The 25,100-nt window shown below is 67.5% G+C and carries 22 protein-coding genes; 10 read left to right on the plus strand and 12 right to left on the minus strand.

The window, feature by feature from the left end; genetic code table 11:
- Positions 1 to 66 precede the first annotated feature (66 nt).
- Entirely contained in the window at positions 67 to 660 is a 594-nt protein-coding gene (locus VF612_RS05475; protein WP_408658839.1) for a GNAT family N-acetyltransferase, read from the plus strand.
- A 28-nt stretch (positions 661 to 688) separates the two neighbouring features.
- Here VF612_RS05475 and VF612_RS05480 read toward each other — a convergent pair whose 3' ends face one another.
- The gene (locus VF612_RS05480; protein ID WP_408658840.1) at positions 689 to 1,186 is read right to left on the minus strand and encodes an ArsR/SmtB family transcription factor; all 498 of its coding nucleotides are present in this window, start codon (positions 1,184 to 1,186) and stop codon (positions 689 to 691) included.
- A 57-nt stretch (positions 1,187 to 1,243) separates the two neighbouring features.
- On the opposite strand from VF612_RS05480, the gene VF612_RS05485 reads away from it, so the two are divergent.
- From VF612_RS05485 to VF612_RS05495, 3 genes are read left to right on the plus strand one after another with little or no spacing between them, the layout of a single operon-like run.
- Entirely contained in the window at positions 1,244 to 2,506 is a 1,263-nt protein-coding gene (locus VF612_RS05485) for an MFS transporter (RefSeq protein WP_408658841.1), read from the plus strand.
- A gap of 3 nt (positions 2,507 to 2,509) precedes the next feature.
- On the plus strand, positions 2,510 to 3,496 hold the full coding sequence (locus VF612_RS05490) for a pyridoxal-phosphate dependent enzyme (RefSeq protein WP_408658842.1): 987 nt from the start codon (positions 2,510 to 2,512) through the stop codon (positions 3,494 to 3,496).
- 24 nt (positions 3,497 to 3,520) lie between these two features.
- A complete protein-coding gene (locus VF612_RS05495) occupies positions 3,521 to 4,006 on the plus strand; it encodes a hypothetical protein (protein ID WP_408658843.1) in 486 nt (161 codons plus the stop codon).
- A 344-nt stretch (positions 4,007 to 4,350) separates the two neighbouring features.
- Here VF612_RS05495 and VF612_RS05500 read toward each other — a convergent pair whose 3' ends face one another.
- A complete protein-coding gene (locus VF612_RS05500) occupies positions 4,351 to 5,154 on the minus strand; it encodes a recombinase zinc beta ribbon domain-containing protein (RefSeq protein WP_408658844.1) in 804 nt (267 codons plus the stop codon).
- An 834-nt stretch (positions 5,155 to 5,988) separates the two neighbouring features.
- Here VF612_RS05500 and VF612_RS05505 point away from each other — a divergent pair.
- Both VF612_RS05505 and VF612_RS05510 read left to right on the plus strand, forming a co-directional pair.
- Positions 5,989 to 7,668 carry a hypothetical protein gene (locus VF612_RS05505; RefSeq protein ID WP_408658845.1) on the plus strand — a complete coding sequence of 560 codons (1,680 nt, stop codon included), beginning with the start codon at positions 5,989 to 5,991 and terminating at the stop codon, positions 7,666 to 7,668.
- Between the two features lie 223 nt (positions 7,669 to 7,891).
- Positions 7,892 to 8,428 (plus strand): hypothetical protein, encoded by a 537-nt coding sequence (locus VF612_RS05510; protein ID WP_408658846.1) that lies wholly within the window; start codon positions 7,892 to 7,894, stop codon positions 8,426 to 8,428.
- A gap of 154 nt (positions 8,429 to 8,582) precedes the next feature.
- On the opposite strand, the gene VF612_RS05515 is transcribed toward VF612_RS05510, so the two are convergent.
- Positions 8,583 to 8,873, minus strand: coding sequence for a hypothetical protein (locus VF612_RS05515; RefSeq protein WP_408658847.1), 291 nt, complete (start codon positions 8,871 to 8,873; stop codon positions 8,583 to 8,585).
- 551 nt (positions 8,874 to 9,424) lie between these two features.
- On the opposite strand from VF612_RS05515, the gene VF612_RS05520 reads away from it, so the two are divergent.
- The gene (locus tag VF612_RS05520) at positions 9,425 to 10,027 is read left to right on the plus strand and encodes a DUF4760 domain-containing protein (protein ID WP_408658848.1); all 603 of its coding nucleotides are present in this window, start codon (positions 9,425 to 9,427) and stop codon (positions 10,025 to 10,027) included.
- Positions 10,028 to 11,818: 1,791 nt separating this feature from the next.
- On the opposite strand, the gene VF612_RS05525 is transcribed toward VF612_RS05520, so the two are convergent.
- Positions 11,819 to 12,370 (minus strand): DinB family protein, encoded by a 552-nt coding sequence (locus VF612_RS05525; protein WP_408658849.1) that lies wholly within the window; start codon positions 12,368 to 12,370, stop codon positions 11,819 to 11,821.
- 6 nt (positions 12,371 to 12,376) lie between these two features.
- On the opposite strand from VF612_RS05525, the gene VF612_RS05530 reads away from it, so the two are divergent.
- Positions 12,377 to 12,940: a GNAT family N-acetyltransferase gene (locus VF612_RS05530; protein WP_408658850.1), complete on the plus strand. Its 564-nt coding sequence runs from the start codon at positions 12,377 to 12,379 to the stop codon at positions 12,938 to 12,940.
- Between the two features lie 3 nt (positions 12,941 to 12,943).
- On the opposite strand, the gene VF612_RS05535 is transcribed toward VF612_RS05530, so the two are convergent.
- The 5 genes from VF612_RS05535 to VF612_RS05555 form a co-directional block, all read right to left on the minus strand.
- Positions 12,944 to 13,963 carry a sugar phosphate isomerase/epimerase family protein gene (locus tag VF612_RS05535; RefSeq protein ID WP_408658851.1) on the minus strand — a complete coding sequence of 340 codons (1,020 nt, stop codon included), beginning with the start codon at positions 13,961 to 13,963 and terminating at the stop codon, positions 12,944 to 12,946.
- Between the two features lie 192 nt (positions 13,964 to 14,155).
- Entirely contained in the window at positions 14,156 to 15,223 is a 1,068-nt protein-coding gene (locus tag VF612_RS05540; RefSeq protein ID WP_408658852.1) for a substrate-binding domain-containing protein, read from the minus strand.
- A gap of 89 nt (positions 15,224 to 15,312) precedes the next feature.
- Complete coding sequence (locus tag VF612_RS05545; protein WP_408658853.1) at positions 15,313 to 16,392, minus strand: ABC transporter permease; 1,080 nt, start codon at positions 16,390 to 16,392, stop codon at positions 15,313 to 15,315.
- Complete coding sequence (locus tag VF612_RS05550; protein ID WP_408658854.1) at positions 16,389 to 18,071, minus strand: sugar ABC transporter ATP-binding protein; 1,683 nt, start codon at positions 18,069 to 18,071, stop codon at positions 16,389 to 16,391. The genes VF612_RS05545 and VF612_RS05550 overlap by 4 nt, the downstream gene beginning before the upstream one ends.
- A complete protein-coding gene (locus VF612_RS05555) occupies positions 18,068 to 19,162 on the minus strand; it encodes a Gfo/Idh/MocA family protein (RefSeq protein WP_408658855.1) in 1,095 nt (364 codons plus the stop codon). Before VF612_RS05555 ends, VF612_RS05550 begins: the two co-directional genes overlap by 4 nt.
- Before the next feature lie 274 nt (positions 19,163 to 19,436).
- Between VF612_RS05555 and VF612_RS05560 the strand changes: the two genes are divergently transcribed.
- Complete coding sequence (locus tag VF612_RS05560; protein WP_408658856.1) at positions 19,437 to 20,720, plus strand: ROK family protein; 1,284 nt, start codon at positions 19,437 to 19,439, stop codon at positions 20,718 to 20,720.
- A 22-nt stretch (positions 20,721 to 20,742) separates the two neighbouring features.
- Here the strand turns inward: VF612_RS05560 and VF612_RS05565 are convergent, their stop codons facing one another.
- From VF612_RS05565 to VF612_RS05575, 3 genes are all read right to left on the minus strand, one after another.
- Complete coding sequence (locus tag VF612_RS05565) at positions 20,743 to 21,396, minus strand: protealysin inhibitor emfourin (RefSeq protein ID WP_408658857.1); 654 nt, start codon at positions 21,394 to 21,396, stop codon at positions 20,743 to 20,745.
- Between the two features lie 108 nt (positions 21,397 to 21,504).
- Entirely contained in the window at positions 21,505 to 23,229 is a 1,725-nt protein-coding gene (locus tag VF612_RS05570) for a phospholipase D-like domain-containing protein (RefSeq protein ID WP_408658858.1), read from the minus strand.
- 64 nt (positions 23,230 to 23,293) lie between these two features.
- Positions 23,294 to 24,184 (minus strand): alpha/beta fold hydrolase, encoded by an 891-nt coding sequence (locus tag VF612_RS05575; protein WP_408658859.1) that lies wholly within the window; start codon positions 24,182 to 24,184, stop codon positions 23,294 to 23,296.
- A gap of 95 nt (positions 24,185 to 24,279) precedes the next feature.
- Between VF612_RS05575 and VF612_RS05580 the strand changes: the two genes are divergently transcribed.
- Positions 24,280 to 25,089 carry an exodeoxyribonuclease III gene (locus tag VF612_RS05580; protein ID WP_408658860.1) on the plus strand — a complete coding sequence of 270 codons (810 nt, stop codon included), beginning with the start codon at positions 24,280 to 24,282 and terminating at the stop codon, positions 25,087 to 25,089.
- Positions 25,090 to 25,100 lie beyond the last annotated feature (11 nt).

The raw sequence follows: 25,100 nt of genomic DNA on the forward strand, positions 1-25,100 counted from the left end.
GAACCGGCCGATCCGACACGTCGCCAGGTCGGGTTCGAGCAGCTCGAGGAGAGGATGATGGGCCCTATGCCGGAGTTGGTGGGTGCCGTCGTTGCGGCGGGCCGGCTCTGCCGGCAGCCCCAGCCGACGCTGACGGTGGATGAGCTGACCGTGCGCCCGTGGCGGCCGTCCGATGCCACAGCAGTCGTGACGGCCTACCGCGCCCCGCAGATCCAGCGCTGGCACGTCCGGACGATGGACGACGCCGAGGCACGGGCCTGGGTGGCCTCGTGGGCGGACCGCTGGGCGGCGGAGACGGCCGCGAGCTGGGCCGTCACCGATGCCGGCGGCGTGCTGCTCGGGCGCACCGGATTCCGTTCGGTCGACCTGGCCGGCGGCTCCGCCGAAGCCGCGTACTGGACCATGCCGGCCGCCCGCGGACGCGACATCGCGGCTCGCGCGCTGATTGCGGTGTCCGGCTGGATGCTCGCCGACGGCGGGCTGCATCGGCTGGAGTTGAGCCATTCGGTCGAGAATCCGGCCTCCTGCCGGGTGGCCACCAAGGCCGGCTATGGCTATGAGGGAACCCGGCGCCAGCAGGCGCTGCATTCGGATGGCTGGCACGACATGCACCTGCATGCCCTGATCGCGGAGCCGGACCAGTCGGGCGCGATCAGATAGTCGCTGCTTACCCAGCGGTGGAGGCGGATCATGGCCGGTTCGGGTCCGGATGGAGCGCCAGGAACAGCGACCAGGCCGGCGCGGACGGGTCCTCCGGGAGCCTGGTGACCTCCTCCAGCAGGCCCTGGAGCCGGTTGCGGAAGTCCTCGAAATCCGAGGGTGACAGCCGCAGGCCGAGCCGGGCGGTGTCCATCTCCTGGCCCGAGACCAGCGCGACCTCCTCCAGGAAGGCGTCCAGCAGCGGCCGGTTCATCACCGGCGCATTGACCCGCCAGGACTTTCCGGTTGCCAGGTAGGGGATCTCGCGGGCGCCGCGGGTCCCCCGCCGTTCCGGCTGCGGCTGCAGGAAGCCGGTCCGAACCAGCGTCCGGATGTGGTGCAGGATGCTCCCCGGGTCCCGTCCCAGGATTTCGGCGATCTCCTTGTTGGTGTGCGCCTCCCCCAGGCAGATACGCAGGATCCGCAACCGCAGGGTCGACGCCAGCGCCTTGGCCTCCTCGTCGGTGGCCGGCTCGCGCTGATCCATGCCGCCACTCTAACAAAGTGATTGACAAATGCCAATCACTGCGCTCAGGATGGCGGCGTGACCGAAGATCTCGACCGTCCGCGGCGCGGCGGCCTGTGGCACCACCTGGAGTTCCGGCGGTTGTGGATCGGCGAGAGCGTCAGCCAGTTCGGGTCCACGATCAGCCAGCTGGCATTGCCGCTGGTCGCGATCCTCATCCTGCACGCCAGCACGTTCGAGGTCGGGCTGCTGGTGACAGCGCAGATGGTGGCGTTCCTCGTCGTCGGCCTTCCCGCCGGCGCCTGGGTCGACCGGATGCGGTTTCGCGCGGTGCTGGTCGTCAACGACCTGCTGCGGGCGCTGGCGCTGGCCTCGGTGCCGATCGCGCACTGGCTGGGCGTGCTCACCATCGAGCAGCTGTACGCAGTCGCGCTGCTGATCGGGATCTGCACGGTCTTCTTCGACGTCGCCTACCAGTCCTACCTTCCCCAGCTGGTCGAGCGGGAGCAGCTGGTCGAGGGCAATGCCAAGCTGCAGGCGACTGAATCGGTATCCCAGATCGCCGGCCCGAGCATCGGTGGCGTGCTGATCCAGGTGCTGACGGCCCCGTACGCGGTGCTGCTGGACGCGATCAGCTTCCTCTGGTCGGCGTACTGGGTCGCCGCCATCAGGACCAGGCCGCCGAAGGCCGAGCGCCGGCCCGACCGCAACCTGCGCCGCGAGATCGGCGAGGGGTTGCGCTTCGTGCTGGGCAACAGGCTGCTGCGCTCGATCGCGATGTGCACCGGCGCATCGAACCTGTTCGGCTCGATGGCGGCCGCGGTGTTCTACGTCCTGCTGGCCCGCGAGCTGGCCCTGTCCCCCGGTTGGATCGGCTTGATCGAGTCGACGTCGGCGATCGGCGGATTGGCCGGCTCCTTCCTGGCCACCCGGTTCGCCCGGCGGGTCGGGCAGGGGCCGGCGATCTGGGTCTCTGCCCTGGCGATGGCGCCGTTCGGCTTCGTCGCGCCGTTCGTGCAGCGCGACTGGACCCTGGTGTTGCTGGCCTTCGCGCAGGGCGCGATGTGGTTGTGCGTGGTCATCTACAACATCACCCAGGTCAGCTTCCGGCAGGGCCTGTGCCCGCCCGAGCTGCTGGGCCGGATGAACGCGACGATGCGCTTCCTGGTGTGGGGAACCATGCCGCTCGGCGGCATTCTCGGTGGGGTGCTCGGCTCGGTCATCGGCGTCCGGCAGACGTTGTTCGTGGTGGCGGTCGGCGGCGCGCTGGCCTTCCTGCCGGTCTTCCTGTCACCGCTGCGGAACATGCGCGAGCTGCCCTCCTACGCCGCTACCGTGTGAGGAATGACGACGGAGACAGCGCCGCCCCGGGTGGCGCTCGGCAGCTGGCCCACCGCGCTGGAACCCGCGCCCCGGCTGGCCGCGGCGCTCGGGTTGAACAGCGAGGACCTGTGGATCAAGCGGGAGGATCTCGGCGGCCTCGGTGGCGGCGGCAACAAGCTGCGCAAGCTCGAGTTCTCGGTCGGCGCCGCGCTGGCGGACGGGGTCGACACCCTGGTCACCCTCGGTGGGCCGCAGAGCAACCATGCCCGGCTGACCGCCGCCGTGGGCGCCCGGCTGGGGCTGCAGGTGGTGCTGGTGCTGTCCGGCCGCCACGACGGGCCGCGGTCGGGCAATGTCGCGCTGGAGGGCTTGTTCGGCGCCCGGGTGCACTGGGCGGGCGAGGCCGGCTTCGTCGAGCTGGGCGAGATCGCGACCGGCATCACAGAGCAGCTGCGGGCTGACGGCGCCCGTCCGATGCTGCTTCCGCTGGGTGGCTCCACCGCCATCGGCGCGCGGGGTTACCTCGAAGCCGGCCGCGAGCTGCTCGGCCAGCTGCCGGATCTGCACACCGCGGTGGTCGCCCTCGGGTCCGGCGGGACGATGGCGGGCCTGGTGGCCGCGCTCGGGCCGGAGCGGGTGTTCGGGGTGGACGTCGGCGCCCTGGCCGACCCGGCCGGGGTGGTCGCTGGGCTGGCCAGCGCTGTCGGCTCCCGGGTGATCGCCGGCTCGGAGCTGCGGGTCATCCTCGACCAGGTCGGCCCCGGGTATGTCCACGTCACCGACCAATCCGCCGCGGCGATGCAGCTGGTCGGGCGCACCGAAGGCCTGGTGCTGGACCCGATCTACACCGGCCGGACCATGGCCGCCCTGGTGGCCGCCGTCGAGGACGGGACGATCACCGCCGGCGTCAAGACGGTGTTCCTGCACACCGGCGGGATGCCGGGGCTGTTCGGGTACCCGGACGCGGTCAGCCGGGCCGAGCAGGGTCTGGGCCGCTACCCCGGCTGACCGGGTCGCGCAATACTGCCCGGCATGACTGGCAGCGACGAGATCCTGGACCACCGTGCGATCGGCATCGACCTGTTCAACCGGACCTGGGACCTGATGGGCAAGCAGGACCGCACCGTCGAGGAGGACGACGCGATGCTGCACATGGCGCACGCGTCCGCCCACCACTGGCGTGCCGAGGGCGCCGGCGCGACGGCTGAGAACCTGGCGCGCAGCGAGTGGCAGGTGTCGCGGGTCTACACGGTGCTCGGACGTGGCGAGCCGGCCGGCTACCACGCCCGACGCTGCCTGGAGATCTGCCAGGCCAACGGGATCGGCGACTGGGATCTGGCTTTCGCCTACGAGGCGTTGGCGCGGGCCGCCAGCGTTGCTGGTGACCTGGCTGCGGCGGATTCCTGGGCCGAGCAAGCCCGCCGGGCCGCTGAGGACATCGTCGAGGACGAGGACCGCGACGCTGTGCTCGCAGACCTGGCCACCATTCCTGGGTTGAGTGCCGGGAACGCCAGCTGAACTCCCCGCCATGGCGCAAGTCACCCTCTCCCAGGGATGGCCGGCGCCACCATCCGTGGTTGTATGAGATGCCGGTCCTGGATGCGACGGTGGGAAACCGCCAGCAGACGACGCTTAGCGTGGCAGTCGAGCATGGACGTTGCGGAAGGTTCGATTCCTCCCGACGGCACCAAAGTACTCATATATGAACCTCGGCCAGCAGAAAGCTCGCCGGGGTTTGCCGTGTTCTGGGCCATTCGTTGTTGGAAGCTCTCAGCTAGGAGGGTGGCCCAAGGCTCGCGGCAGATCGCCCCGTACACGGTCACGCCGTCATCGGTGCGGCGGATCAGGAGCCTTTCGAAGAATCATTGGTTGGCGAGACGCCGGACGTGGGGCTTGCCGATGCGGTAGGCGTCCTCGACTCGGGTGACGTAGCTCAGGGCGATGGTGAGCGTGTCTTCGATTCTGGCGTAGATGTCTTCGGCCACGGACGCAACGGCTTTGGCCTGGCGGCGTTCGGTGGTGATGCGGTCCTGCTCGTCAGCAGCGAGGTCATCGGGGATGGAGCCGTTGACGACGCCGCGGGCCAGTCGGCGACGCTCAGCTTCAAGTTCGGTGACGCTGCGGGCGGCGTAGTCGATCTCGGGTTGGGCGCGGGCGTGTTGGTGGTCGAGTTCGATCCGGAGGCCGGTGCGGATTACTTCGGCCATTGCTTCGGGGATGACGACGACCGCGTAGTAGCGTTCGACGGCCTGCTCGACCTGCTCGACGCTCATGTAGGGCCGGCGACAGGTGCTACGGCGGGATTGCCGGCCGAGGCAGTAGTAGTACATGTAGCGGCCCTTGGCGTTGGTGATGCACAGGCGGTAACCGCACTCGGAGCAGAAGGTGGTGCCTTTGAGGTAGTGCGGGATGAGGTGTTCCTTCTCTCCGGCGCCGTAGTGCTGGTCGAGAACTTCCTGCACCCGCTCGAACAGCGACTCGGCGATCAGCGGTTGGTGCCGCCCTTCGTATTGGGCTCCGCGGAAGCGAACCGTGCCGATGTAGTAGGGGTTGCGCAAGATGGCGTTGACGTGGGATGGCTGGACGGTTCGCGGGACTTGCCGCCGTGCGGGAGGGCACGGAGACCCTTGTCCGTGAGGGCGTCGGTGAGGCGTAGGACGGTCCATTCACCCGAGGCATGGCCTCGAAGGCCCATTGGATGAGCGGCGCGCGGTCAGGGTCGATGACGACGGTGCGGTACTCGCGGCCGTCCCCGCCGCGACGGCGGGTGTTGAGGCAGCCCCGGGTGCCTCGTGCTCCGTCAGTCGGTCTCGCGAATCACTGCGTGGGATCCTCGCCGCGTCTCTACGATCAAGCATATGGCTCAGGAGATGGCTGAGGCGCGTGGACGCGTGACGATTCGTCCGTGGCGTGTTGGCTTACTGGTTGACACGACGTCAGCCGACGAGGTACGCGAGGCGATAGCTCAGCTAAGTTCCGTATGGGGCGGCTACTTTATGCCGATCGTTGACATCCGCACACCTGTGAATGAGCTAAAGCGCATCGCTCGCCAGTACGACGTAGACTCCCTCTACACTGACTTGAATGACGGACCAGTAGGCGACCTTTTACAGAAGCCTGGCTTAAGGTGGGCTGGTAGAGGTCGATGGGGCCCTTTCGGCGAGGAGGCTCGGTTCCGGAAGGGATTGCTGCCGACTCGTGCACTGATCGACGCTTCGGCGGATCTAATTTTGCCAATTTGGGCCCGTGACGACCCAGCCGACCTCGCACTCGCTGCGACGTGGGGACTCACTGAGCGGCTGGCGCTTCCGCTAGCTACCGCGCCGAATGCGATTGGACCGCGAACCTTACCGATCGCTCAGCTCCTGGCAACCATCCCGAGTAGCGGACCAGTCATCGGTGCCTTGGAGGCGACCACCGCTCATCTCGAGGTGCGTCCCCGTGCTTATCTAGATGGCCACACAGGCATATACGTAATGCGGCCTAACCATCCGCAGGACGTGGTTGAGTTCTGGAACATGCGGTTATATGGCATGAGAGTTATTGGTGTCCCAGCAGAGCACGCCGATGGGGTCGTGGCTTTCCTGCTTTCCAACCAGCTTCCGCACACCGAGATTCGCCAGGGTGCTGGAACAGGAACGCCCGAGCGAGTCGTCCGTGTGTGGGGCTTAGGGGACGCATCCAGCTCTACAGCCGGCGTGATTAGAGCCGCAGCAAACCGAGACGACCTGCGTGTCTGGCCGCAAGAACGAGGCGGCATACCGCGCTACATCTTCCAAGGCCTCGGCACGAGATTCACGCGCTCGATCCGTGTCGACTTTCGGCCGGAAGCCCGCTGGGTTGACATCGCTCTGCCTGTGCTTACCATTACCCACGAACCTGATTCCCTTGCACGAGGCGTGATCGCGGCAGAGGTCAAGTGGCACAGTGTCGTTGGCCAAGACCCACGGATGACCACGACCTTGCCCCCGTTTCCGCAGGAGGCATCGCTGCTCCAGCATGTCGCGGTCGCGGATGGAGTCGATCACACTCGGGTGACGCATGACGGCTTGGCCTTAGGTATCGACGTCGAACGCGATCATGTATGCGTCCCATTCGCCTTAAACCAAGACGCAGTCCGGCTGCTGTTCGACGACGATGCGGTAACCGTGACGCAGTCAGACGTCGGGCGCTTCCAGGCCCGTGCTGCACAGAAGTTCGGAGGACCATTCACAGGCTCGTTCAATCAACCAGGAGTCCGCGACGCCATCACGCTTGCAGCGGACAGACGATCGGGAGTTACGCTCCCACACCTCCGGAGAGCTGTAGAGCGGGGACAGGGCGAGTGGCCCGACCCGCTGTTCGGCCCAAAACTCGAACCCAAAGACTACGCAAAACAAGAGATCAATTTCCTGTTCCACAGCGGCCTATTCGTCCCCACTCTGCGGGTTCATTGCAGCTACTGCCGGGTCGAAAGACATATTGCTTCGGACGACCTCGCCGCGACTATGACATGCGAGTTCTGCGGAGAGACGTTCAACCTGGCGCTATCTCACTCCCTTACGCCGCCCGAGTGGCGCTATCGCCTTGCTGCCCATCTTGGCCCCGACCAAGTTCAAGCCCTGCTCCCAGCGCTGGCGGCAGCCGCGTTGTTGCGACAGTTCAGGCACGTGGAGGAGCCTCCACTGACGCATGTTCTTGGGCTAGAAGTAACGCTCGAAAAGCGCACCATCGAGGTTGACCTTGCAGCCTACATCCCCGACCACGATTGGACGCTCGTGCTCGCGGAGGTCAAGACTGGCAACCGCATAGACGCGAATGATATTGCCAACCTGGAGTTTCTTCGACAGAGACTCGCTGATGCAGACGTGCGCTGCCTCCTGATGTTTGTGACGCTCAAGGATCGATTCTCGCCAGAAGAGACAACCGAGTTGCGCGCTTTGGCCGAACGCTCGCCGATTGTCCGACTCGCGAGAGGCTACAGCAGCGTTGCGAACCTCCCGCTAGTTCTGACTGGGCCTGATCTATCACATCCTCCAGGGAGTGAGAACCATCCTTGGCGTTGGGAAGACCCCTCCTACTCAGGATTGTTCGGCACAGCACTCGGCTCATGCCAACGTAACCTAGGTTTAAAGGGTTATCGATTTGATCCCGCTAGCGACACTGAGCGCATTGTCTGTGAATGGGAAGCTGCAGACTAGTCGTTACTCCTAATGCCTCGGGCGACTCGCGCCGCCGAGGTCCGTGAACTTGCTCGGAGCCGCAGCCTTGTGAAACAAGTGGCCAGTTGCCGCGTGGATACTCCGCAGCAATGGTCCAGCCGTGCCTCAACGGGCCTACAAACGCACAAGGCCCCGGTCGGTGTGTGACCACCGACCGAGGCCTCCCGACCGTTCGGCCTCATCTGACCCCGGCGTGGAGTGGGTGCCCACACCCGATCAGTCCTGGCGACCCATTCCGGACGGTGAGGACGGCGAAAGCTACCAGTACGACTACGGCGCCGACTGGTGCGTAGACCGGGCCAGCCACCCGCAATATCACGGCGGTTACCCGTCACCGAACCATCACCGCACCGAGTGCCGCAGTTACGAAGCGTTCCATCGTGCGCTGTCTGAGGACGGCAGGCCCGGCTACTTCTCGGCCTACCTGATGCGCCCGTTCCGGTTCGGCCAGCTCGGGCACACGCCAGATCAGACCCGGCTTGCCATCGAGTTCGAACCCGCCCAGGACGACGGCGCCGAGTGGTTCCGCTGCACCGTCCCCACGGCCAGCATCCGCAACCTCGCCGCGTACCTCACCCACACTGCTGACGTGGAGGAAGGCGGTCCCCGTCGGCAGGAGCGTCACCCTGCATGGACTCGTTTACGCCGTCTCCACCCCGATCACTGGGATCATGACGTTTTCGAGCGTCTACAACAGCGCCACCCCTGTCGCCACCCTCCCACTTCCGGCCGGGGATAGCCGCAGTGAGGGGCGCGGCCTGGGGTGCAGCACCGCAGGCTGAGATCCACGGCCGCTCGGCGCAGGCTGCCCTGGCGCTAACGATTAGATAGGACCACCGCATGACTTTCGCCATCATCACCATTCGCACTTTCGAGGACAACGGCGACGGGCGCTATCCCGATGTCACTAGCTGGACGGCTCGCACCTGGTGAGTTTGGAGCCAGCGGACGGCGCTGCCATCACCCGAGTACGCGCCCAACGGATCGCCATCTACCAAGAGATCGGAGGCGACCTCCGACCCATCATCGAGCCCGCCGACCTCGAACTCGACGTCATCATCACTGATGCTCGCCTCATCGTCGCCAGCCGCAGGTTCGACCAGGGCCACACCTGGGGCGGCCTCGGTCCAGCCGGCGTAGTGGCAGCCGGCGCCCTCACCGTCCATCTCGAAAGCCCGTGCCACCCAACGCCGCCTCATCCTCGAATTGGTCTTTCCGCCTCTCACCAACGTGGCGGCCCTGGCGCACCATCTCATCTACCGCGTGGCCGATCCCCGGCTCATGGCCCACGGCGCGCTGTCCCCGGATATACGGGCCGGCCTGGAACAGGTGCTTCGGGCCGGGCCGCCACTCAACCCGCAGGGCAACAGCTTCGAGGCGCTGACGCTGCCAGCCAGTCAGCCCGTCCGGGCCGACTCCGGTCCGTCGACCATGCTCGCTGCCGCAGCAATGCTGCCCTTGAGCAGTCCGACCATCCCGCTACCGACGCCGGGTACCGAAGATGGACCAGGCGCACCAGCCCAGCTCCGGCGCTGCATCCGAACCGGATGCAGCCACTACGGCATCACTACCACCAGTCCTTGGTGCCTCAGCTGCGGGACCGCCACACAGCGTATCCACCAATAGGTGATGGCTTTGAGTGCATTGCCGCCAGGCGAACAGCATTACAAGAAGCTGCGGTATTACCCTCGGCCTGGGCCCAACTCATCTCCCCCGAGATCCTGGAAGAGGTCGCATGAGTAGGTACGAAGCATTGAATATTGCTATTCAAGCACTAGCGTTGCTCGTCAGCTTTGTTGTCTTGGTCTTACTCATCTGGCAACTGCGGCTACTCAACAGGCAAGTAAAGGATGCGGCGAATCAAGCCAAAGAGCGCCACCAGGAATCGCAGAAACGCGAAACGCTCGCGTTCATTGCTGACACCATGATACGGTTCCATGAGCTTCTCGATACAGTGCCTTCCGCAGAGCCGGCTTTACAGAAGCTAGTTGCAAAGGCCATAGATCGTCCGAGGTCAAGTGAGTACAGGTTACTGCGCAGGTACGTAAATTACTTGGAAGATATATCGGCGGGGGTCAACGTGGGCGCATTCGACCCAGAGGCGGTCTACCACCTCATAGGGACCAGAATAATCCGTGCATGGAAATTTGGTGAGGAGTGGATACGCGTGGAGCAAAGGCGCGATAACAACGAGGAATTATATGGAGAATTGGAAAAATGCGCGGGTCGTATGGAGAAGGAGCGCAATAACTATAGAGGTGTGACGGAAGCCAATCCGATGGCCACTTTTGACCAAGGTGTATTACCCGCTCAGCCGCGCACGCCCGACCCAAGCTAGATGCCTTGGTGCGACGAAATCGCCGTTACGGTGCCGTCCCCGTAGAATTCCGACACGTGTCCTACCTTCTACCACTTGGAGGCCACGCAAGGACGGACCGAGCAACGATCTCTCGATCAAAATCGGCCAGCGCTTCCAGGTTCCGTGCGCCTGCCAGCATTGGGCGACGCCCAAGTGAACGCCGCCGCTGCGCACGCTAATCCAGTGATCTGGATTACTAGCGTAGTCATCGATGGCGCCCTCGTCGGACGGTCCGGTCGGTATGGTGAGGAGGCTTTCAATCGAGAGGATCTCTACGTCCCAGGTGACTGAGGACAGCTCAACTCGGCCGTAGTCATGGAGAAATGGGCCGTTATCTGCGTGGTCGTACAGCCACTGTTCGACCACGTCGGCTGGCCAGCGGAGGGCGACGACGGCTGGATGCGCCCGGAATCGTTCGAATTGATGGGACGATTCGCGGCACCGTTGGGCTAGGTTTGATAAGTCGGCGAGGTACACGTGCATCATTGCTTCCTACTCAACGTGGCCCAGTTCTTGGGTCCGGTGACTCGTTGATCGCCGCAATCTGACGAGGTCCTGAGACAACGGGGATGGGCTTTCTCCGTGTATGCCGTTGTCGACCCCCCGTACGTGTGAGGCTGTCTATCAAAACCGACTGATCCCTGACGGGATCGCGCCACCATCGTCGTGTCCGCCGAAGCGCGGCAAGGTGTCGGGCTTCGCGCATTGGTTGGTCGGTGAGGTAAGAGTTAGACCGTCGCACGATTCGCCTGATATCAATCAGCAACTCTTCTCGCGACAACAGTGGCCGGTAGTTCCACGAACTGCGCTCTATTACTGCCCATGCCTCTTGGAATAGCATCTCGCCGCGTTCCGCGAGTCTTCGATGCAGGTTCTGCCTGCCGTTATGCATTGCCATGGCTTCCCAGGTAACTCCTGCCCGAGACAGGACCACGGCTGTCAACGCCTCAGCGTCTTCAACGAGATCCACTATCCCTCTAAGCGGTCCCAAGTCCCTGGCTGGGGGCAGGTCCTCGAGGCTTGCTAGCGATTCAGCGCAGACTAGCGCTCTTTGGGCTACCGATAGAAGCAGTGTTTGCCGAAAAAGCAGCGCGGCTTCAAGCTCGGTTTCGATCTGGGGCATACATGCAGTATGGCTCACAACTGTCGTCACCATGACGACAGTTGCGTAACTCATCAGCCTGACGCTGGACGGAAGTAGGGTAGAAGGAGCTGGCGATGGGAACGACGGCAAGAGCTGTCTGCAAACTGCTGTACCGGACGATTGCGCTCGGGTGGAAGGCCACAGCGCAGCTGGCGTGCCTGATCGTACTCATCACCGCCTGCGCTGCTCTGCTCCTCGTAGTCCGATGATGATGTCCTCTGCCCTAACACGAAATGATCGCTGTTGTCACCAAGCGCTTCCAGCCTTGCAATTGTGCTTGCGGGTACACGGGAGCGGGATCAGGTGATTGTCGGAGGCGCATAGCACTTCTGAGCAGACGTACGAATCCTGGTGGGCTCTACGGTCACTGTAGGCCTGACCGCGACCGCCAAGCGTCGTAATGAGCCTGATCAACGAAGCGTCGAGTGAGGGCGATCTGTGTCCCGCACCCACACTGGCACTGCTGAGACTCCTCCAAGACTGCCGACCTCTGGTTTTGGCTCCCATGCAGCTTTATAATAGTTTTACTGAATTGTACGTTCGTAAGCCGTTCGGTCAGGGGCACCAAGCTCCCGGCGCACCGGGACCAGGCCGAGGAAACGCGCGTTGAATGGCACCCCTTTGGTCTACTGGCCGAGACGGCCGTCGATGCGCTCGCGCAGCAGGTCGGCATGGCCGTTGTGGCGGGCGTACTCCTCGATCATGTGCACCAGCAGCTCGCGCAACGAGATCGGGTTCCCGTCGCCATCGTCCCCGAGAAACGACAGGTCGGTGTCGCGGGCGAACTGCTCGGCGAAGCTGACCTCCTCCCGCCATGCGGCCCACGCCTCGTCCACCACGGCCTGATCTGCCACTGCCCCGTCGAAGTCGGCATCGGGCTCGTCCTCGGTCTGGTAGCGCTTGGGCACATCGTTGCCGGCGAACCTCCGGCGGAACCAGGTGCGTTCCACCTCGGCCATGTGCCGGAGCAGCCCCAGCAGGGACATCGTCGACGGCTCGACCGAGCGGCGAGCCAACTGCTCGGCATCCAATCCCTCGCATTTGAGCTGCAGGGTGAGCCGCTGGTATCGCAGGAACTCGGCCAGTGTTGCCCGCTCGTCACCGAGCGACGGTCCGCCCTCGCGCGGATCAGCAGCTGGGTCGAGGAACAGGTCGGCACGGTGCTGGGGCTTCGTCATTCCCCCATGCTTGCGGCACCACTACAGCCGGGCAAGCGGATTAGCCGAGCGGAGACCGACGCCACGATGTTTGATGGCGGGATGGAGATCAGGACTTGCTCCGAGCGCGATCTTGAGCTCTTGCGCGAGGAGTGGCCGACTCCGGATGACATCGCCGGCGCGCACTATGCCCAGCAGCAAAGCAACACCGCGACGTTCCTCGTCGCATGGGAAGCCAACGGGCCGTTGGGCTGGGCGCTCATCCAGTGGCGCGGCTGCGTCGGGGCCAACGCCAAAACCGCCTTTCCGGACTGCATCGAGGTCAACCACCTGCAGGTGCGGCCGGAACATCGAGGTCGCGGCGCCGGCACCGCCATCCTCACTACGGCAGAGGAGCAAGCCCGCGACCGTGGCATAACCCAGCTCGCGGTCAGCGTCACCGCGGAGAACACAGCTGCCGCCCGGCTCTACCGTCGGCTGGGTTACCAGCCAACCGGCGTCGTGGACGTCTGCTCCTACCGATGGCGCGACGACCAGGGCAGCTGGCACGACGAAACCGAGTCCTCCGAGCTACTCGTCAAGGAGCTCTAGAACTCAGGCAGGCGAGTCCTTGGCGCTGGCGAACGCCGCGTCGAACGACGCCGCGGGCGGGTCGAAGGCCAAACGAGCGACGAACTCGCGAGCTTCCGGCGCACCGACCAGACGGTCCATGCCCGCGTCCTCCCATTCGATGGACAGCGGGCCGGTGTAGCCGATGGTGTTCAGCATCCGGAAGCAGTCCTCCCACGGGACGTCGCCGTGGCCGGTGGACACGAAGTCCCAGCCGCGCCGCGGATCTGCCCACGGCAGGTGCGAGCCGAGCACGCCACGGCGGCCGTTGCCGGTCCGCAGCCGGGTGTCCTTGCAGTCCACGTGATAGATCCGGTCCCGGAAGTCCCAGATGAACATGACCGGGTCCAGCGCCTGCCAGATGAAGTGGCTGGGGTCCCAGTTCAGCCCGAAGGCCGCCCGGTGCCCGATCGCCTCCAGCGCGCGCTCGGTCGTGTAGTAGTCGTAGGCGATCTCGCTCGGGTGCACCTCGTGCGCGAACCGCACGCCCTCGGAGTCGAACACGTCGAGGATCGGGTTCCACCGGTCGGCGAAGTCCTGGTAGGCCGCGTCGATCAGCGCCTGCGACACCGGCGGGAACATCGCGACGTACTTCCACGCGGCCGACCCGGTGAACCCGACCACCGTGTCCACGCCGAGCTTGGCCGCCACCACCGCGGTGTCCTTGAGTGCCTGCGCGGCCCGCTGCCGCACCCCTTCGGGATCCCCGTCGCCCCAGATGCCCGGCAGCAGCATGTCGCGGTGCCGGGCATCGATCGGGTCGTCGCACACCGCCTGGCCGGCCAGGTGGTTGGAGATGGCGTACACCTTCAAACCGTGCTTGTCGAGGATGTCGCGGCGGGTCTGCAGGTACGCCGGGTCCTCGATTGCCCTTGCCACATCGAGGTGATCGCCCCAGCAGGCGATCTCCAGCCCGTCGTAGCCCCAGCTCGCGGCGAGCCGGGCCACCTCCTCGAAGGGCAGGTCGGCCCACTGGCCGGTGAACAGCGTGATCGGGCGGCGCATCGGTGGCTCCCTCGCAACGGTGTGGAAAGGTGACGCAGTGAAGGCGTGAGGCGGCAAGGACGCGATCGTTGGCCGCCAGGCAGGGATTGACCCGGCGTGTCGCCCTGCCACAGGGCCAACGATCGGCGGCAAGGCAGTAAACGCGCCGAGGCTGACCGGGACGCGCCCGGTCAGCCTCGGCGGCTGTCAAACCTAGTCCCAGCCGAACTTCTCGTACTGGGCGACATTCTCCTTGGTGACCAGCTCGGAGTCGATCAGCATGTTGCTGGGCAGCGGCAGGCCGGCCAGGTCGTCGGAGGACCGTCCCTGCGCGATCAGCCGGGCCATCGACACCGCGGTCGCGGCGATCGCCGGGGTGAACGTGACATCGGCCTCGATGCGGGCATCGCCGTTCTTGATGTGCTTGAGCATCGTGTTCGAGGCCGCGGTGCCGACGATGAAGAACTCCTTGCGGTTGGCCTGGGCGGCGGCCGCCTCGGAGCCGATGTTCTGGTCGTCGTCGTGGTTGAACACGGCGTCGAGCTTCGGCGCGGCAGCCAGCAGGTTGGCCATGGCCGCCTGGCCGGACTGCACCGTGAACGAGGCGTTGACCTGCCGGGTCACCTTGAGGCCGTGGATGGCCAGCGCGTCCTTGAAGCCTTCCGACCGTTCGCGGGTCAGCGCCAGGGTCGCGATGCCGGTGATCTCGCCGATCACGGCGTCGGACTTGCCCTTGAGCTTCTGGCCGATGTAATTGCCGGCGTTGAAGCCCACCTTGTAGTTGTCGCCGGCCAGGAACATCCGGTAGGCGCTCTGGTCGTTGAACCTGCGGTCCAGGTTGATCACCGGGATGCCGGCGGCGGTGGCCGCTTTGCCCACGCCGGTGAGCTGGTCGCCGTCCTGCGGGAAGATGATCAGCGCGTCCGGCTTCTCGGCGATCGCGGTCTGCACCGCGGCGATCTGGGACGGGGCGTCCGGGGCGGCCTCGAGCGCGGTGAAGGTGACGTCGGGGTACTTCGCCGCCTGCTCCTTGGCGAACCGGTTGATGGCCGCGAGGAAGCCGTGGTCGGCCACCGGGCCGGAGAACATGATCCGCACCTTCTTGCCCGGCGCCGAGGCTCCGGTGGTGCCGGCCGCCGCTGCCGCGGTCGAGCCGGAGTTGGCAGTCGCCTTCGGCCTGTTGCTGGTGCAGCCGGTCAGCACCATCCCCGCGGCGACGGTGACGGCGACGGCCCTGACGAGCAGCCGGCCGCCGTTCGGGTTGTTCTTGCGATAGTTCACTGCATCCTCCGCGATTGAGATGGGTGTGCTGCTGACGGTGAGCGCGCTGGCGCTGGGGCGATTTCGTGAGGTGAGCGGGCGACCGATGCTCATGCCGGTCGCCGCCGTAGCGAGCCGACCCGGAACTGCTGGATGAGAACCGCGGCGATGATGATCGCGCCCTGGGCGATCAGCTGGTACTCGATGGACAGGTTGTTCACGATGAACAGGTTGGTGATCTGGCTGAACACCAGCACGCCCAGCACCGAGCCGACGATGGTGCCCCGGCCGCCGGCCAGCGCCGTGCCGCCGATGATCACGGCGGCGATGGCCTGCAGCTCGTACAGGTTGCCGTGGTCGGAGGAGCCGGAGTTGGCCTGCGCGGTCACCATCAGCGCAGCGAGCCCGCAACAGAGGCCCGACAGCCCGTAGATGATCACCTGGGTGCGCCGGACGCTGATGCCGGCCAGCCGAGCTGCTTCGCCATTGCCGCCGATCGCGGCGCTGCGCCGTCCGAAGGTGGTGCGGTTGAGCAGCACCCAGGCCAGCGCGGCGACCACGAGGAACATGACCACCAGCCACGGAAGCCCGAGGAACTTGCGCTGCGCGATATCGGTGATGGCCTTGACGTCGACCACCTGCGTCGTCTTGCCCGAGATCTTCTGCGCCAGGCCGCGCGCGGCGACCATGGTCGCCAGCGTCGCGATGAACGGCGCCATCCGGCCGTAGGCGATCAGGAATCCATTGGTGAGGCCGGCCACCGTGCCCACCACCAGGGCGACGAAGACCATCATCACCGCGCCGTAGGACTGGGTCGACAGCGTCGTGGCCCAGACACTGGCCAGCGCCAGCAGCGCCCCCACCGAGAGGTCGATGCCCCCGCTGATGATGACGAAGGTCATCCCGATGGCGACGACGCCGATGCTCGATGCCAGGGTGAGCACGGTCAGCTCGTTGCTCCACAGCCGGTTCAGGTCCAGGAAGATGTCCGGCCGGCTCCACGCCCCGATCCCGTACAGGGCGATCAGCACCGCGATCAGGCCCAGGTTGCGGCGCACCGGCTCGCTGGCGTCGTCGCGGAACCAGCGGCGGACGGAGAACCCGCCCGACGGCGGCGGCGAGCCCGCATGCGATCCGGGGTCCGGTGCTCCCTCGGCCGGTGGGGTGACGACATCGACGCGTTCGGTCATGGGCTGTCAACTTCCAGTAGCGATCCCGCCATGACGAGATCGAGGACGGTTTCCTCATTCAGTTCGCCGGCCGGCGCCTCGCGCACGACGCGGCCCTCGCGCATGACCACCACCCGGTCGGCCAGGCCCAGCACCTCGGGCACCTCGCTGGAGACCATCAGCACGCCCATGCCCTCATCGGCCATCCGCCGGATGACCCGGTACAGGTCCGCCCTGGCGCCGACGTCCACGCCGCGGGTCGGCTCGTCCAGCAGCAGCAGGCGGGTGCCGGCCGACCGCCGGGACCGCCCGGCTGGCGACTCCGCCCGGCTGGCGGGGTTCAGCAGCCAGCGGCCGAGGACGACCTTCTGCTGGTTGCCTCCGGACAGCGTCTTCACCGGGCGGTCGACGCCACGCGGCTGCAGCGCGAGCTCGTCGGCGATCTCGGCGGACGCGGCGCGCTCGGCGCCGGCCCGGGTCATTCCCGCCTTGGCGTAGCGGGCGAAGGTGGCCAGGGTGACGTTGCGGTAGATGCGGTCCTCGAGCACCAGCGCCTGGCTCTTGCGCTCCTCCGGAGCCAGCCCCAGCCCGGCCCGCACGGCGCTGGACACCTGGCCCGGCGGCAGCTTGCGGCCGTTCAGCCGCACCTCGCCGCTGGTGGACCTGCGGGCGCCGTAGATCGTCTCCAGCAACTCCGAGCGTCCGGACCCGACCAGCCCCGCGATGCCCACGATCTCTCCCGCGCGGACCGACAGGGACACGTCGACGAACTCCCCCGGCCGGGTCAGCCCCGTCACCTCCAGCAGCGGCACGCGCTCATCGGTGGATTCGGAGGCGCCGGACCCGGCGCGATCGACGCGCCCGGCAAGCTCGACGCGCTCGGCATCCTCGGGGCGTTGGGTCCGCTCCGGGAACACGTACTCGATGGTCCGGCCGGTCATCCGGGTGACCAGGTCATCGGTCCTCGTCGTGCGGGCCGGCAGGTTGACCGCGGACGTCCGGCCGTCCTTGAGCACGGTCACCCGGTCGCCGATCTCGCGGATCTCCTCCAGCCGGTGCGAGATGTAGACGACGGCGATGCCGCGCGCGGTCAGTTCCCGGATGACGCGGAACAGGTTCGCCACCTCGTCGTGGGCCAGGACCGCGCTGGGCTCGTCCATGACCAGCAGCTGCGCGTCGTGCGACAGCGCCCGGCCCATGCTCACGATCTGCTTGGCCGCAGCGGGCAGCCGGCCGACCGTGCGGTTGACCGGGATGTCGCCGTGGCCGAGGCGGCGCAGCACGGCGGCGGCCTCCGCGCGCATCCGGCCGCGGCGGACGAAGCCGGCCGCGGACTGCTCGTGCCCCAGGAAGATGTTCTCGGCCACCGTCAGGTCATCGACCAGGTCGAGCTCCTGGTAGATCGTCGCGATGCCTGCCTTGGTGGCTGCCTGCGGCCCGCTGAACGAGGTCTCCTCGCCGTGCCAGAGCAGCGAGCCGGAGTCCGGGCGGTGCACACCGGCGAGCACCTTGATCAGGGTCGACTTGCCGGCGCCGTTCTGCCCGAGCAGGCAGTGCACCTCGCCCGCCAGCACCTCCAGCTCCACCCCGTCCAGGGCGCGGACGCCGGGAAAGGTCTTCACGATGCCCTTGAGCTGCAGCAGCGGCGGTCCGGCGGCATTGGCCGGGCCGTCGGCGGTGGTCAGATTGCCCTCGGTCATGCCGGCACCTCTATCCAGGTCTGTGAGGTCGAGGCGTCCACTACCGCCTGGGTCAGAACCGCCGCCCGCAGCCCGTCGGCGAACAGCGGCAGCCCGTCGGGGGCGTCGCCGTCCAGAGCGGCATAGACGTCCTCGACGTAGGCGTTGAAGGCGTCCTGGTAGCCCTGCGGGTGCCCGGCCGGCAGCCGGGAGTAGGTCGAGGCGGGCTGGCCGAAGACGTCCGTGCCGCGCATCAGGACGACGTTCTGGTCACGGCCGCCGATCCACAACGCCTCGGGGGTCTCCTGGTCGAACGAGTACGACGCGTCCGGGCCGTCGAAGGAGAACCACAGGCGGTTCTTGCGGCCGGGCGTCACCTGGGACACCACCAGCGAGCCCATGGCCCCGCGGTCGGTCTGGAAGACGACCACCGCGCCGTCCTCGGTGCCCGGGTCGGCTGCCGCGTCGCTGGCGCCCCGCTTCTCGTAGGCGTTGCCCATCCGCGCGGCGAGCCGGACGATCCGGTGCCCGGTGGTGAACTCCATCAGGTCACACCAGTGCACGCCGATGTCGCCGAATGCGCGGGAGGCTCCGCCCAGCGCGGGGTCCATCCGCCAGTTCGTCGCGTCCTGCGCGGCCAGCCAGTCCTGCAAGTAGGTGCCGTGCAACAGCCACAACGGGCCGGCCTGGTCGCGGGCGATCTGGCTCCGCACCTCGCGGACCGAGGCGTAGAAGCGGTAGACGAACGGCACGCTGGCCACCCGTCCGGCCTCGCGGGCGAGGTCGGTCAACCGCCGGGCATCGAGGACCGAGGTCGCCAGCGGCTTCTCGCAGATCACGTGCTTGCCGGCAGCCAGCGCGGCCTCGGCCATCTCCAGGTGCGTCCGGTTCGGGGTGCAGATGTGCACCACGTCGATGTCGGGCGCGGCCACCAGCTCGGCGAGGTCGGCGACGCCGCGCCGGGCGCCCAGGGCCTTGACCCCGCTGGCGGTCGAGTCCGGGCTGCTGCCCAGCACGGCCGCCACCTCGCCCCCCGCGGCGCGCACCGCGTGGGCGTGCACGCCGCCGATGAAGCCGGTGCCGATGATCGCTGCTCGGGTTGGAGTGCTCATCCGCGGTTCGTGCCCGGCTTTCGGCCGGCGCAGCCGTAGGGTCTGCCCGTGCCTGTCCGGATCAGCTGCATGCCGCTCCTCTTGCATTCGAATGTTGCTGTGATGTGAGTCATCTGTTCAGTAGTATTGCATGCTGGAGGCAAAAGTCAACCCGACAGTGATAAAACTTCCGTCTTCGAGGGCTTGTCGGCAGTGTTTGAGTTGCCACTTCTGCCCGTAAGCGAGTTAAGTAGCCTTCTGCTCTACGCGTGATCGACGAGGAACGAGGTAGCGCATGAGTTCGAAGCCGCCTGAAGGGTTGGCCGCCGATCAGGTCGATTCGCTTGCTGCCGTGCTCGGCGCCGTGCGTGGGAGCCGGCTGCGCACCCGTCCCGACCTGGTGCGCCGGCTCGGCCTCGGCCGCAACGTCGTCAGCCAGCGGGTGACCCAGCTGATGGACTTCGGCCTGCTCGATGAGGGGCAGCTGGCGCCGTCCACCGGCGGGCGGCCCTCCCGCGAGCTGCGGTTCCGCGCCGAGGCCGGCTGCCTGCTCGTCGCCGAGCTGGGCGCGACCGAGCTGCAGGCGGGCCTCAGCGACCTGGACGGGTCGCTGCTGGCCCAGCGCACCGAGCCCTGCGACGTCGCGGCCGGGCCTGAAGCCACGCTGGCCCGGCTGCAGCAGATCTTCGACGAGCTGCTGGCCGAGCGGCCGGTCCAGGCGCCGGTGTGGGGGGTGGGAATCGGCGTGCCCGGGCCCGTGGAGTTCTCCAGGGGACGCCCGATCGCGCCGCCGATCATGCCCGGCTGGGACGGCTACCCGGTGCGCGAGCGGCTCTCAGCCATCTACCAGGCGCCGGCCTGGGTCGACAACGACGTCAACGTCATGGCGCTGGGCGAGCTGCGCGCGGGGATCGGCCGCAACGAGCTGGAGCTGCTCTACGTCAAGGTGGGCACCGGGATCGGCGCCGGGCTCATCTCTGCGGGCCGCCTGCATCGCGGCGCGCAAGGGGCCGCCGGCGACATCGGCCACGTGTCGGTGCTCGACGACGACAGCGTGCTGTGCCGGTGCGGCAACACCGGCTGCCTGGAGGCGCTGGCCGGCGGGTACGCGCTCAGCCGCGACGGGCTGGCGATCGCGCGGTCCGGGCGAAGCCCCGCGCTGGCCGACGTCCTGAGCGCCACCAGCCAGATCACCGCTCGCGACGTGATCGCCGCCGCGGGCGCGGGCGACCCGGCATGCCTGGCGCTGGTGACCCGGTCGGGCCGGCTGGTCGGCCGGGTCCTGGCGACACTGGTGAACTTCTACAACCCGTCGCTGATCGTTCTCGGCGGGCAGGTCAGCTCCGGTGGGGACATCTTCCTCGGTGAGCTGCGGCGGACGGTCTACGGCCGCTCGACCGCCCTGGCCGCGCGCGATCTGCGGATCAAGACCTCCCCGCTCGGGGACCGGGCCGGGTTGCTGGGCGCGGCGTTCCTGGCAGCCGACCAGCTCTTCTCGCGGGCGTGCCTGGGCCACTGGATCCAGAACGGCTCGCCGGCCGGGCGTCCGGAGCTGTCCGGCGAGGGCGTCGCCGCCTGAGCCGGCCTCGCTAGGCAGGCAGTTACTCGGCGATCTTCACCGGTATCTCCAGCGAGACGCCGTGGATCCGCACCCGCTTCTTGTCCGGCCCGACATCGCCCTGCCAGCTGACTGGGAGTTCCACGTACCGGTCATCGTCGATATCGGGCCTGGCCACCACCAACTGCAGGACGCACAGGTCCTCTTCGGGGACGACACCCACATTGCCCGGCTCCAGCCGCACCGTGGTGTGCGAGCTCGCCACCCCGCAGATTCCGCTGACGTGCAGGTCGCGATCGTCCGATCCCGGCATGCGGTTGTACCAGGCCGACCAGTCGCGGGTTTCCACCACGCCGTCGGGGAGGCCGGTGTTGGTGAGGATGGGGCGGAATCCGCCGGCAGCGCCGTCCAGCAAGCTGATCAACTCCAGGATCGCGGGCGCCGCGGGATGGTCGGACTGGCCTTCCAGCTCGACCGTGTGCGCGTGGTCACCGTCGACGACATGTACGGCGTAGTTGAAGTCGTCATACACCTGCCCCGTCGTCGGCAGCCGCTCCGGAAGGTTGAAGAAGTCCGACTCGGCGATGATCCGGTCGACCTGCTCGGCAACCTCGGGATCGAGGCTCGAGGAGTCGAGGGGCCCCACCTGCTGGTGGACACCGGCGAAACCGCCCGTCTGGATAACGGTTATCTGCATCTGTGAACCTCTCCCAGCTGAGGATGTAATCAATGGCACAGTATCGAACCTGCCGTCGAACCGGCGCAATACCGGGCTTGTGGGCCGCTCTCGGACGTGGTCAAGAGATCACCGATCTCGGCAGGACGGCTGATCCTGAGCAGGCCCGGTCCCGTCGTTGCCGCCGTTGCCTGAGTACAGGATGCGCCTTGCGCACTTGGGGCTTCTCGGGTTCCAGTACGGCTGCTGCCAGCTGTCGTCCTCGGTGAGGTAGTCGTGCGCGTCCGGATTCCGCAGCTGGAGCCGGCGGGCCCACCACCGGGCATAGAAGTGGTCGAAGATCCGGTGGTATTCGGTGAAGTAGACGTCGGCGACCTCGGTGTCGCCGGTGATGACGAGCATGTTCTCGTCGTTCTTCACGGTGGATGCCTCGGAGAAGTTCGCCGAGCCCGAGATGGTGATGGGCGTCGCGGTGAGCGGGCCGAGCAGCAGCACCTTGGTGTGCAGGTAGAGGGCGTGCTCGTTGAAGCCGGTCAGGTGCTCGGCCGCCCAGCCGGTGAGCGGATCGGGTTCTCCCAGCGCGCCGACGGCCACCTGCACCATCGGGTCGCCGGACCAGAGCGGCTGGTTGTTGTCCCGGCGGTCCAGCAGCACGAAGCGCAGCACACCCGGCGTGCGCGCGGCGGCCAGCTGTGCCTCGAAGTGCTTGTCGTCCAGCCCGAACGGCAAGGTGATGTGGGTGCTCGCCGGCCAGGCCGCGAAACCGGTGGCATACCAGTCCAGCGGGTCGAGCCCGGTACGCGGGCTGAAGATCGGGTGGATGCCCGCGGCTCCGAGCGCGCCCGCGTCGAAGGGGCTGTGGATGTCCGTCCACTCCTGCAGCGCCGGACGGGCCGGGTCGCCGGCGAGCACAGTCCAGTAGTCGAGAAAGCGCTGCGCGACGGCGGCGTCCCGGACCACGTGCCCGACGTTGGAATGGCCGAAGATGCCGCCCTGGGTGAGATTCGTCGACCCGGTCCACACCTGGGCGGGCGTGAGCGTGCCGTCGTCAGCCCGGTCGGCCCGGATCAGGAACTTGTTGTGGGCGATCACCGGATGGGTGCGCGGTATGAGCATCGACCGGTCGAGCTGCGCCGTCTGGACGGCTGCCTGGATGGCCGCTTCGTTGGCCAGCCCCGCCTCGCCCTTGGCGTGATAGACGATCTTGACGTCGGCGCCCGCCGCCTGCGCCCGGGCGAAGGCAGCCAGCACGGTCGGCTCGGTGAACTCGTAGATCGCCGCGCGGATGGCCAGCGATGCCGAGGCGCCGTCGGTGATGAACGCGATCAGCGCCTCGTGCAGCCCCCGGGACAGCCAGGCCATCGCCTCGGCGCGCTGGTCGGGCGGCAGGTTGTCCGGGGCGCCGCCGAACCTGGCCGCATAGGCCTGGCTGGCCGCCACCCCGCGGTTGAAGTAGAGCCCGTGGACGCCAGTGGCCGGATCGTTGGTGGTGACCTCGATAGTCGCCGAGACCGTGTCCCTGCTGGTCAGGGCAGCGGGTGTGCCGTAGCGCGGCAGGACCGTGTAGCGGTACGGACGTCCCGGCTTGGCGGTGTAGTCACCCCACCACATCGACTGGATCGGCTGGGCCTCGGTCTGGTAGACCGCGGTCAGCGCCGGCGCCGGGACCTGGGACTTGAAGGTCTTGAACCCCGACAGCCAGCGCGAGGTGTGGTCGGTGAGGTCCTCGCGGCGCAGGGCGAAACCCAGGCAGCCGTCCCGGGCCTCGTCGGTCAGGTCGAAGCCGAGGAAGACCGCGTGGTTGCCGGCGATGGCACGGACCGTGAGCCCGCCGTTCTCGACGTGTCGTCGCACCGCGACCCCCGCGCGCTAGTCGGTGACCGCACCCTAGCCCGCCCGTGCCCGGTGTCGCGGCGGTTCAGCCGGTTGCGACCAACGCGCGCAACTCCTCGATGCGGGTGTCGGGGTCGGAGAGGTGGCCGCCCTCGGTGTGCACGACAACCGTCGCTCCGGGGACGTGCGAGGCCAGCCAGGCGCCATGACCGGCGGGAACCAGGACATCGTGCGCGCCGTAGCGGACGGTGACCGGCACCTCGATCTGGTCGAGGTTGAAGCCCCAGTCGGTGACGAACGCCAGGTCGTCGTCGACCCAGCCCCAGACGCCGGCCGAATACGCGTTGCGCATGTCTTCCACGAACACCTGCTGGAGATCCGGACGGGCCAGCTTCTCCCGGTCGGCGTCGGCAAGCTGCCAGTCATCGGACAGGATCTTCGACGGGTCCTGCGCGATCCGTGCCAGGTCCTCCCCCGCCAGCCGCGCGAGGTTGTCGTGCAGTACCTGCTCGCCCTCGATCGCCCAGTGGAACTCCTGGACGTTCCGGGGGTCCATGCCGGCCCACCAGTCCAGGCCCTCGGCATCGAAGGGAGCCGCGCCGACCCGGCACTCGACCCGTGTCAGCCGGTTGCCGAGCCTGGCAGCCACCGCCAGCGCGTGCGGTCCCCCGCCGGACCCGCCGGTGACCGCGAACCGGTCGATGCCCAGCGCGTCGGCGATGGCGGCGACGTCCTCGGCGCAATCGACCACCCGCCGCCCCGGTCGGCGGTCCGACACCCCGTAGCCCGGCCGGTCATAGGTCACCAACCGCAGCCGGGCACGTTCGAGCCCCGCCTCGTCCGGCGGGCGGCCGAACCGCGAACCCGGAGTGCCGTGCAGGCTGAAGACCACGTCGCCGTCCGGGTCGCCCCACTGCGCGACGCCGAGCGCGCGTCCGTCCGATGCGGTGATGGTGGTCAACCGGTACGTCGTCATCCTTCGGATTCTGCCCGACGGCGCGCTGATCCGGTGTTCGTGGCGGCGCTGATCCGGTGTTCGTGGCCGGTCCGGCCGATGACAGTATCGACGCCATGCGCATCGCGACCTGGAACCTGAACTCGGTCAAGGCCCGGCTGCCCCGGCTGCTGTCCTGGCTGGAGCTGCGCGAGCCCGATGTGCTGCTGGTGCAGGAGACCAAGGCCACCGAGGAGTCCTGGCCGGCCGCCGAGCTGCAGGCCCAGGGCTACGAGTCGGCGCACCTGGGCAACGGCCGGTGGAACGGGGTCGCCATCCTGTCCCGGGTCGGGCTCGCCGACATCACCCGCGGCCTGCCGGCCCAACCTGCCTTCGACGGCGCCGTCGAGGACCGGGCCATCGGCGCCACCTGCGCCGGCATCCGGCTCTGGTCGCTCTACGTCCCCAACGGCCGGACGGTCGGGCACCAGCACTTCGACTACAAGCTGCGGTTCCTCGACGCCGTCCGCGCCCAGTTGGTCGCGGAGCGGACCGCTCTGGGCGCCGGCACGCCGTTCGGGCTGCTCGGTGACTTCAACGTGGCGCCGAACGACGACGACGTGTGGGACATCGTCGCCTTCGCCGGCTCCACCCACGTCAGCGCGCCGGAACGCGCGGCGCTCGCGGCCATCCAGCAGGCGGACCGGAAGGCCCCGCTGGTGGATCTGCGGCCGCGCGCCTCGATCGATCCCGAGGACGCCCGGCCGCCCTACACCTTCTGGGAGATGCGGATGCTCGGCTTCCAGAAGGGCCGCGGCATGCGGATCGACCTGGCGCTGGTGAACGACCCGCTCGCCCAGCGGGTCCGGTCGACGTGGGTGGACCGGGACGCCCGGCGCGGCGAGGGCCCGTCCGATCACGCGCCGCTGGTGCTCGACTTGGACTAGGCCGCGACCCG

Source organism: Jatrophihabitans sp., assembly GCF_036388195.1.
Taxonomy (GTDB): domain Bacteria; phylum Actinomycetota; class Actinomycetes; order Mycobacteriales; family Jatrophihabitantaceae; genus Jatrophihabitans_A.

Excerpts from the sequence above, each read along its gene's own strand:
- VF612_RS05525 (WP_408658849.1), bottom strand. The coding sequence starts at position 12,370 with ATGACGAAGCCCCAGCACCGTGCCGACCTGTTCCTCGACCCAGCTGCT.
- VF612_RS05565 (WP_408658857.1), bottom strand. The coding sequence starts at position 21,396 with ATGCAGATAACCGTTATCCAGACGGGCGGTTTCGCCGGTGTCCACCAG.
- VF612_RS05580 (WP_408658860.1), top strand. The coding sequence starts at position 24,280 with ATGCGCATCGCGACCTGGAACCTGAACTCGGTCAAGGCCCGGCTGCCC.
- VF612_RS05530 (WP_408658850.1), top strand. The coding sequence starts at position 12,377 with ATGCTTGCGGCACCACTACAGCCGGGCAAGCGGATTAGCCGAGCGGAG.
- VF612_RS05480 (WP_408658840.1), bottom strand. The coding sequence starts at position 1,186 with ATGGATCAGCGCGAGCCGGCCACCGACGAGGAGGCCAAGGCGCTGGCG.
- VF612_RS05500 (WP_408658844.1), bottom strand. The coding sequence starts at position 5,154 with ATGGACCGTCCTACGCCTCACCGACGCCCTCACGGACAAGGGTCTCCG.
- VF612_RS05575 (WP_408658859.1), bottom strand. The coding sequence starts at position 24,184 with ATGACGACGTACCGGTTGACCACCATCACCGCATCGGACGGACGCGCG.
- VF612_RS05490 (WP_408658842.1), top strand. The coding sequence starts at position 2,510 with ATGACGACGGAGACAGCGCCGCCCCGGGTGGCGCTCGGCAGCTGGCCC.
- VF612_RS05545 (WP_408658853.1), bottom strand. The coding sequence starts at position 16,392 with ATGACCGAACGCGTCGATGTCGTCACCCCACCGGCCGAGGGAGCACCG.
- VF612_RS05560 (WP_408658856.1), top strand. The coding sequence starts at position 19,437 with ATGAGTTCGAAGCCGCCTGAAGGGTTGGCCGCCGATCAGGTCGATTCG.
- VF612_RS05495 (WP_408658843.1), top strand. The coding sequence starts at position 3,521 with ATGACTGGCAGCGACGAGATCCTGGACCACCGTGCGATCGGCATCGAC.
- VF612_RS05475 (WP_408658839.1), top strand. The coding sequence starts at position 67 with ATGCCGGAGTTGGTGGGTGCCGTCGTTGCGGCGGGCCGGCTCTGCCGG.
- VF612_RS05550 (WP_408658854.1), bottom strand. The coding sequence starts at position 18,071 with ATGACCGAGGGCAATCTGACCACCGCCGACGGCCCGGCCAATGCCGCC.
- VF612_RS05520 (WP_408658848.1), top strand. The coding sequence starts at position 9,425 with ATGAGTAGGTACGAAGCATTGAATATTGCTATTCAAGCACTAGCGTTG.
- VF612_RS05555 (WP_408658855.1), bottom strand. The coding sequence starts at position 19,162 with ATGAGCACTCCAACCCGAGCAGCGATCATCGGCACCGGCTTCATCGGC.
- VF612_RS05535 (WP_408658851.1), bottom strand. The coding sequence starts at position 13,963 with ATGCGCCGCCCGATCACGCTGTTCACCGGCCAGTGGGCCGACCTGCCC.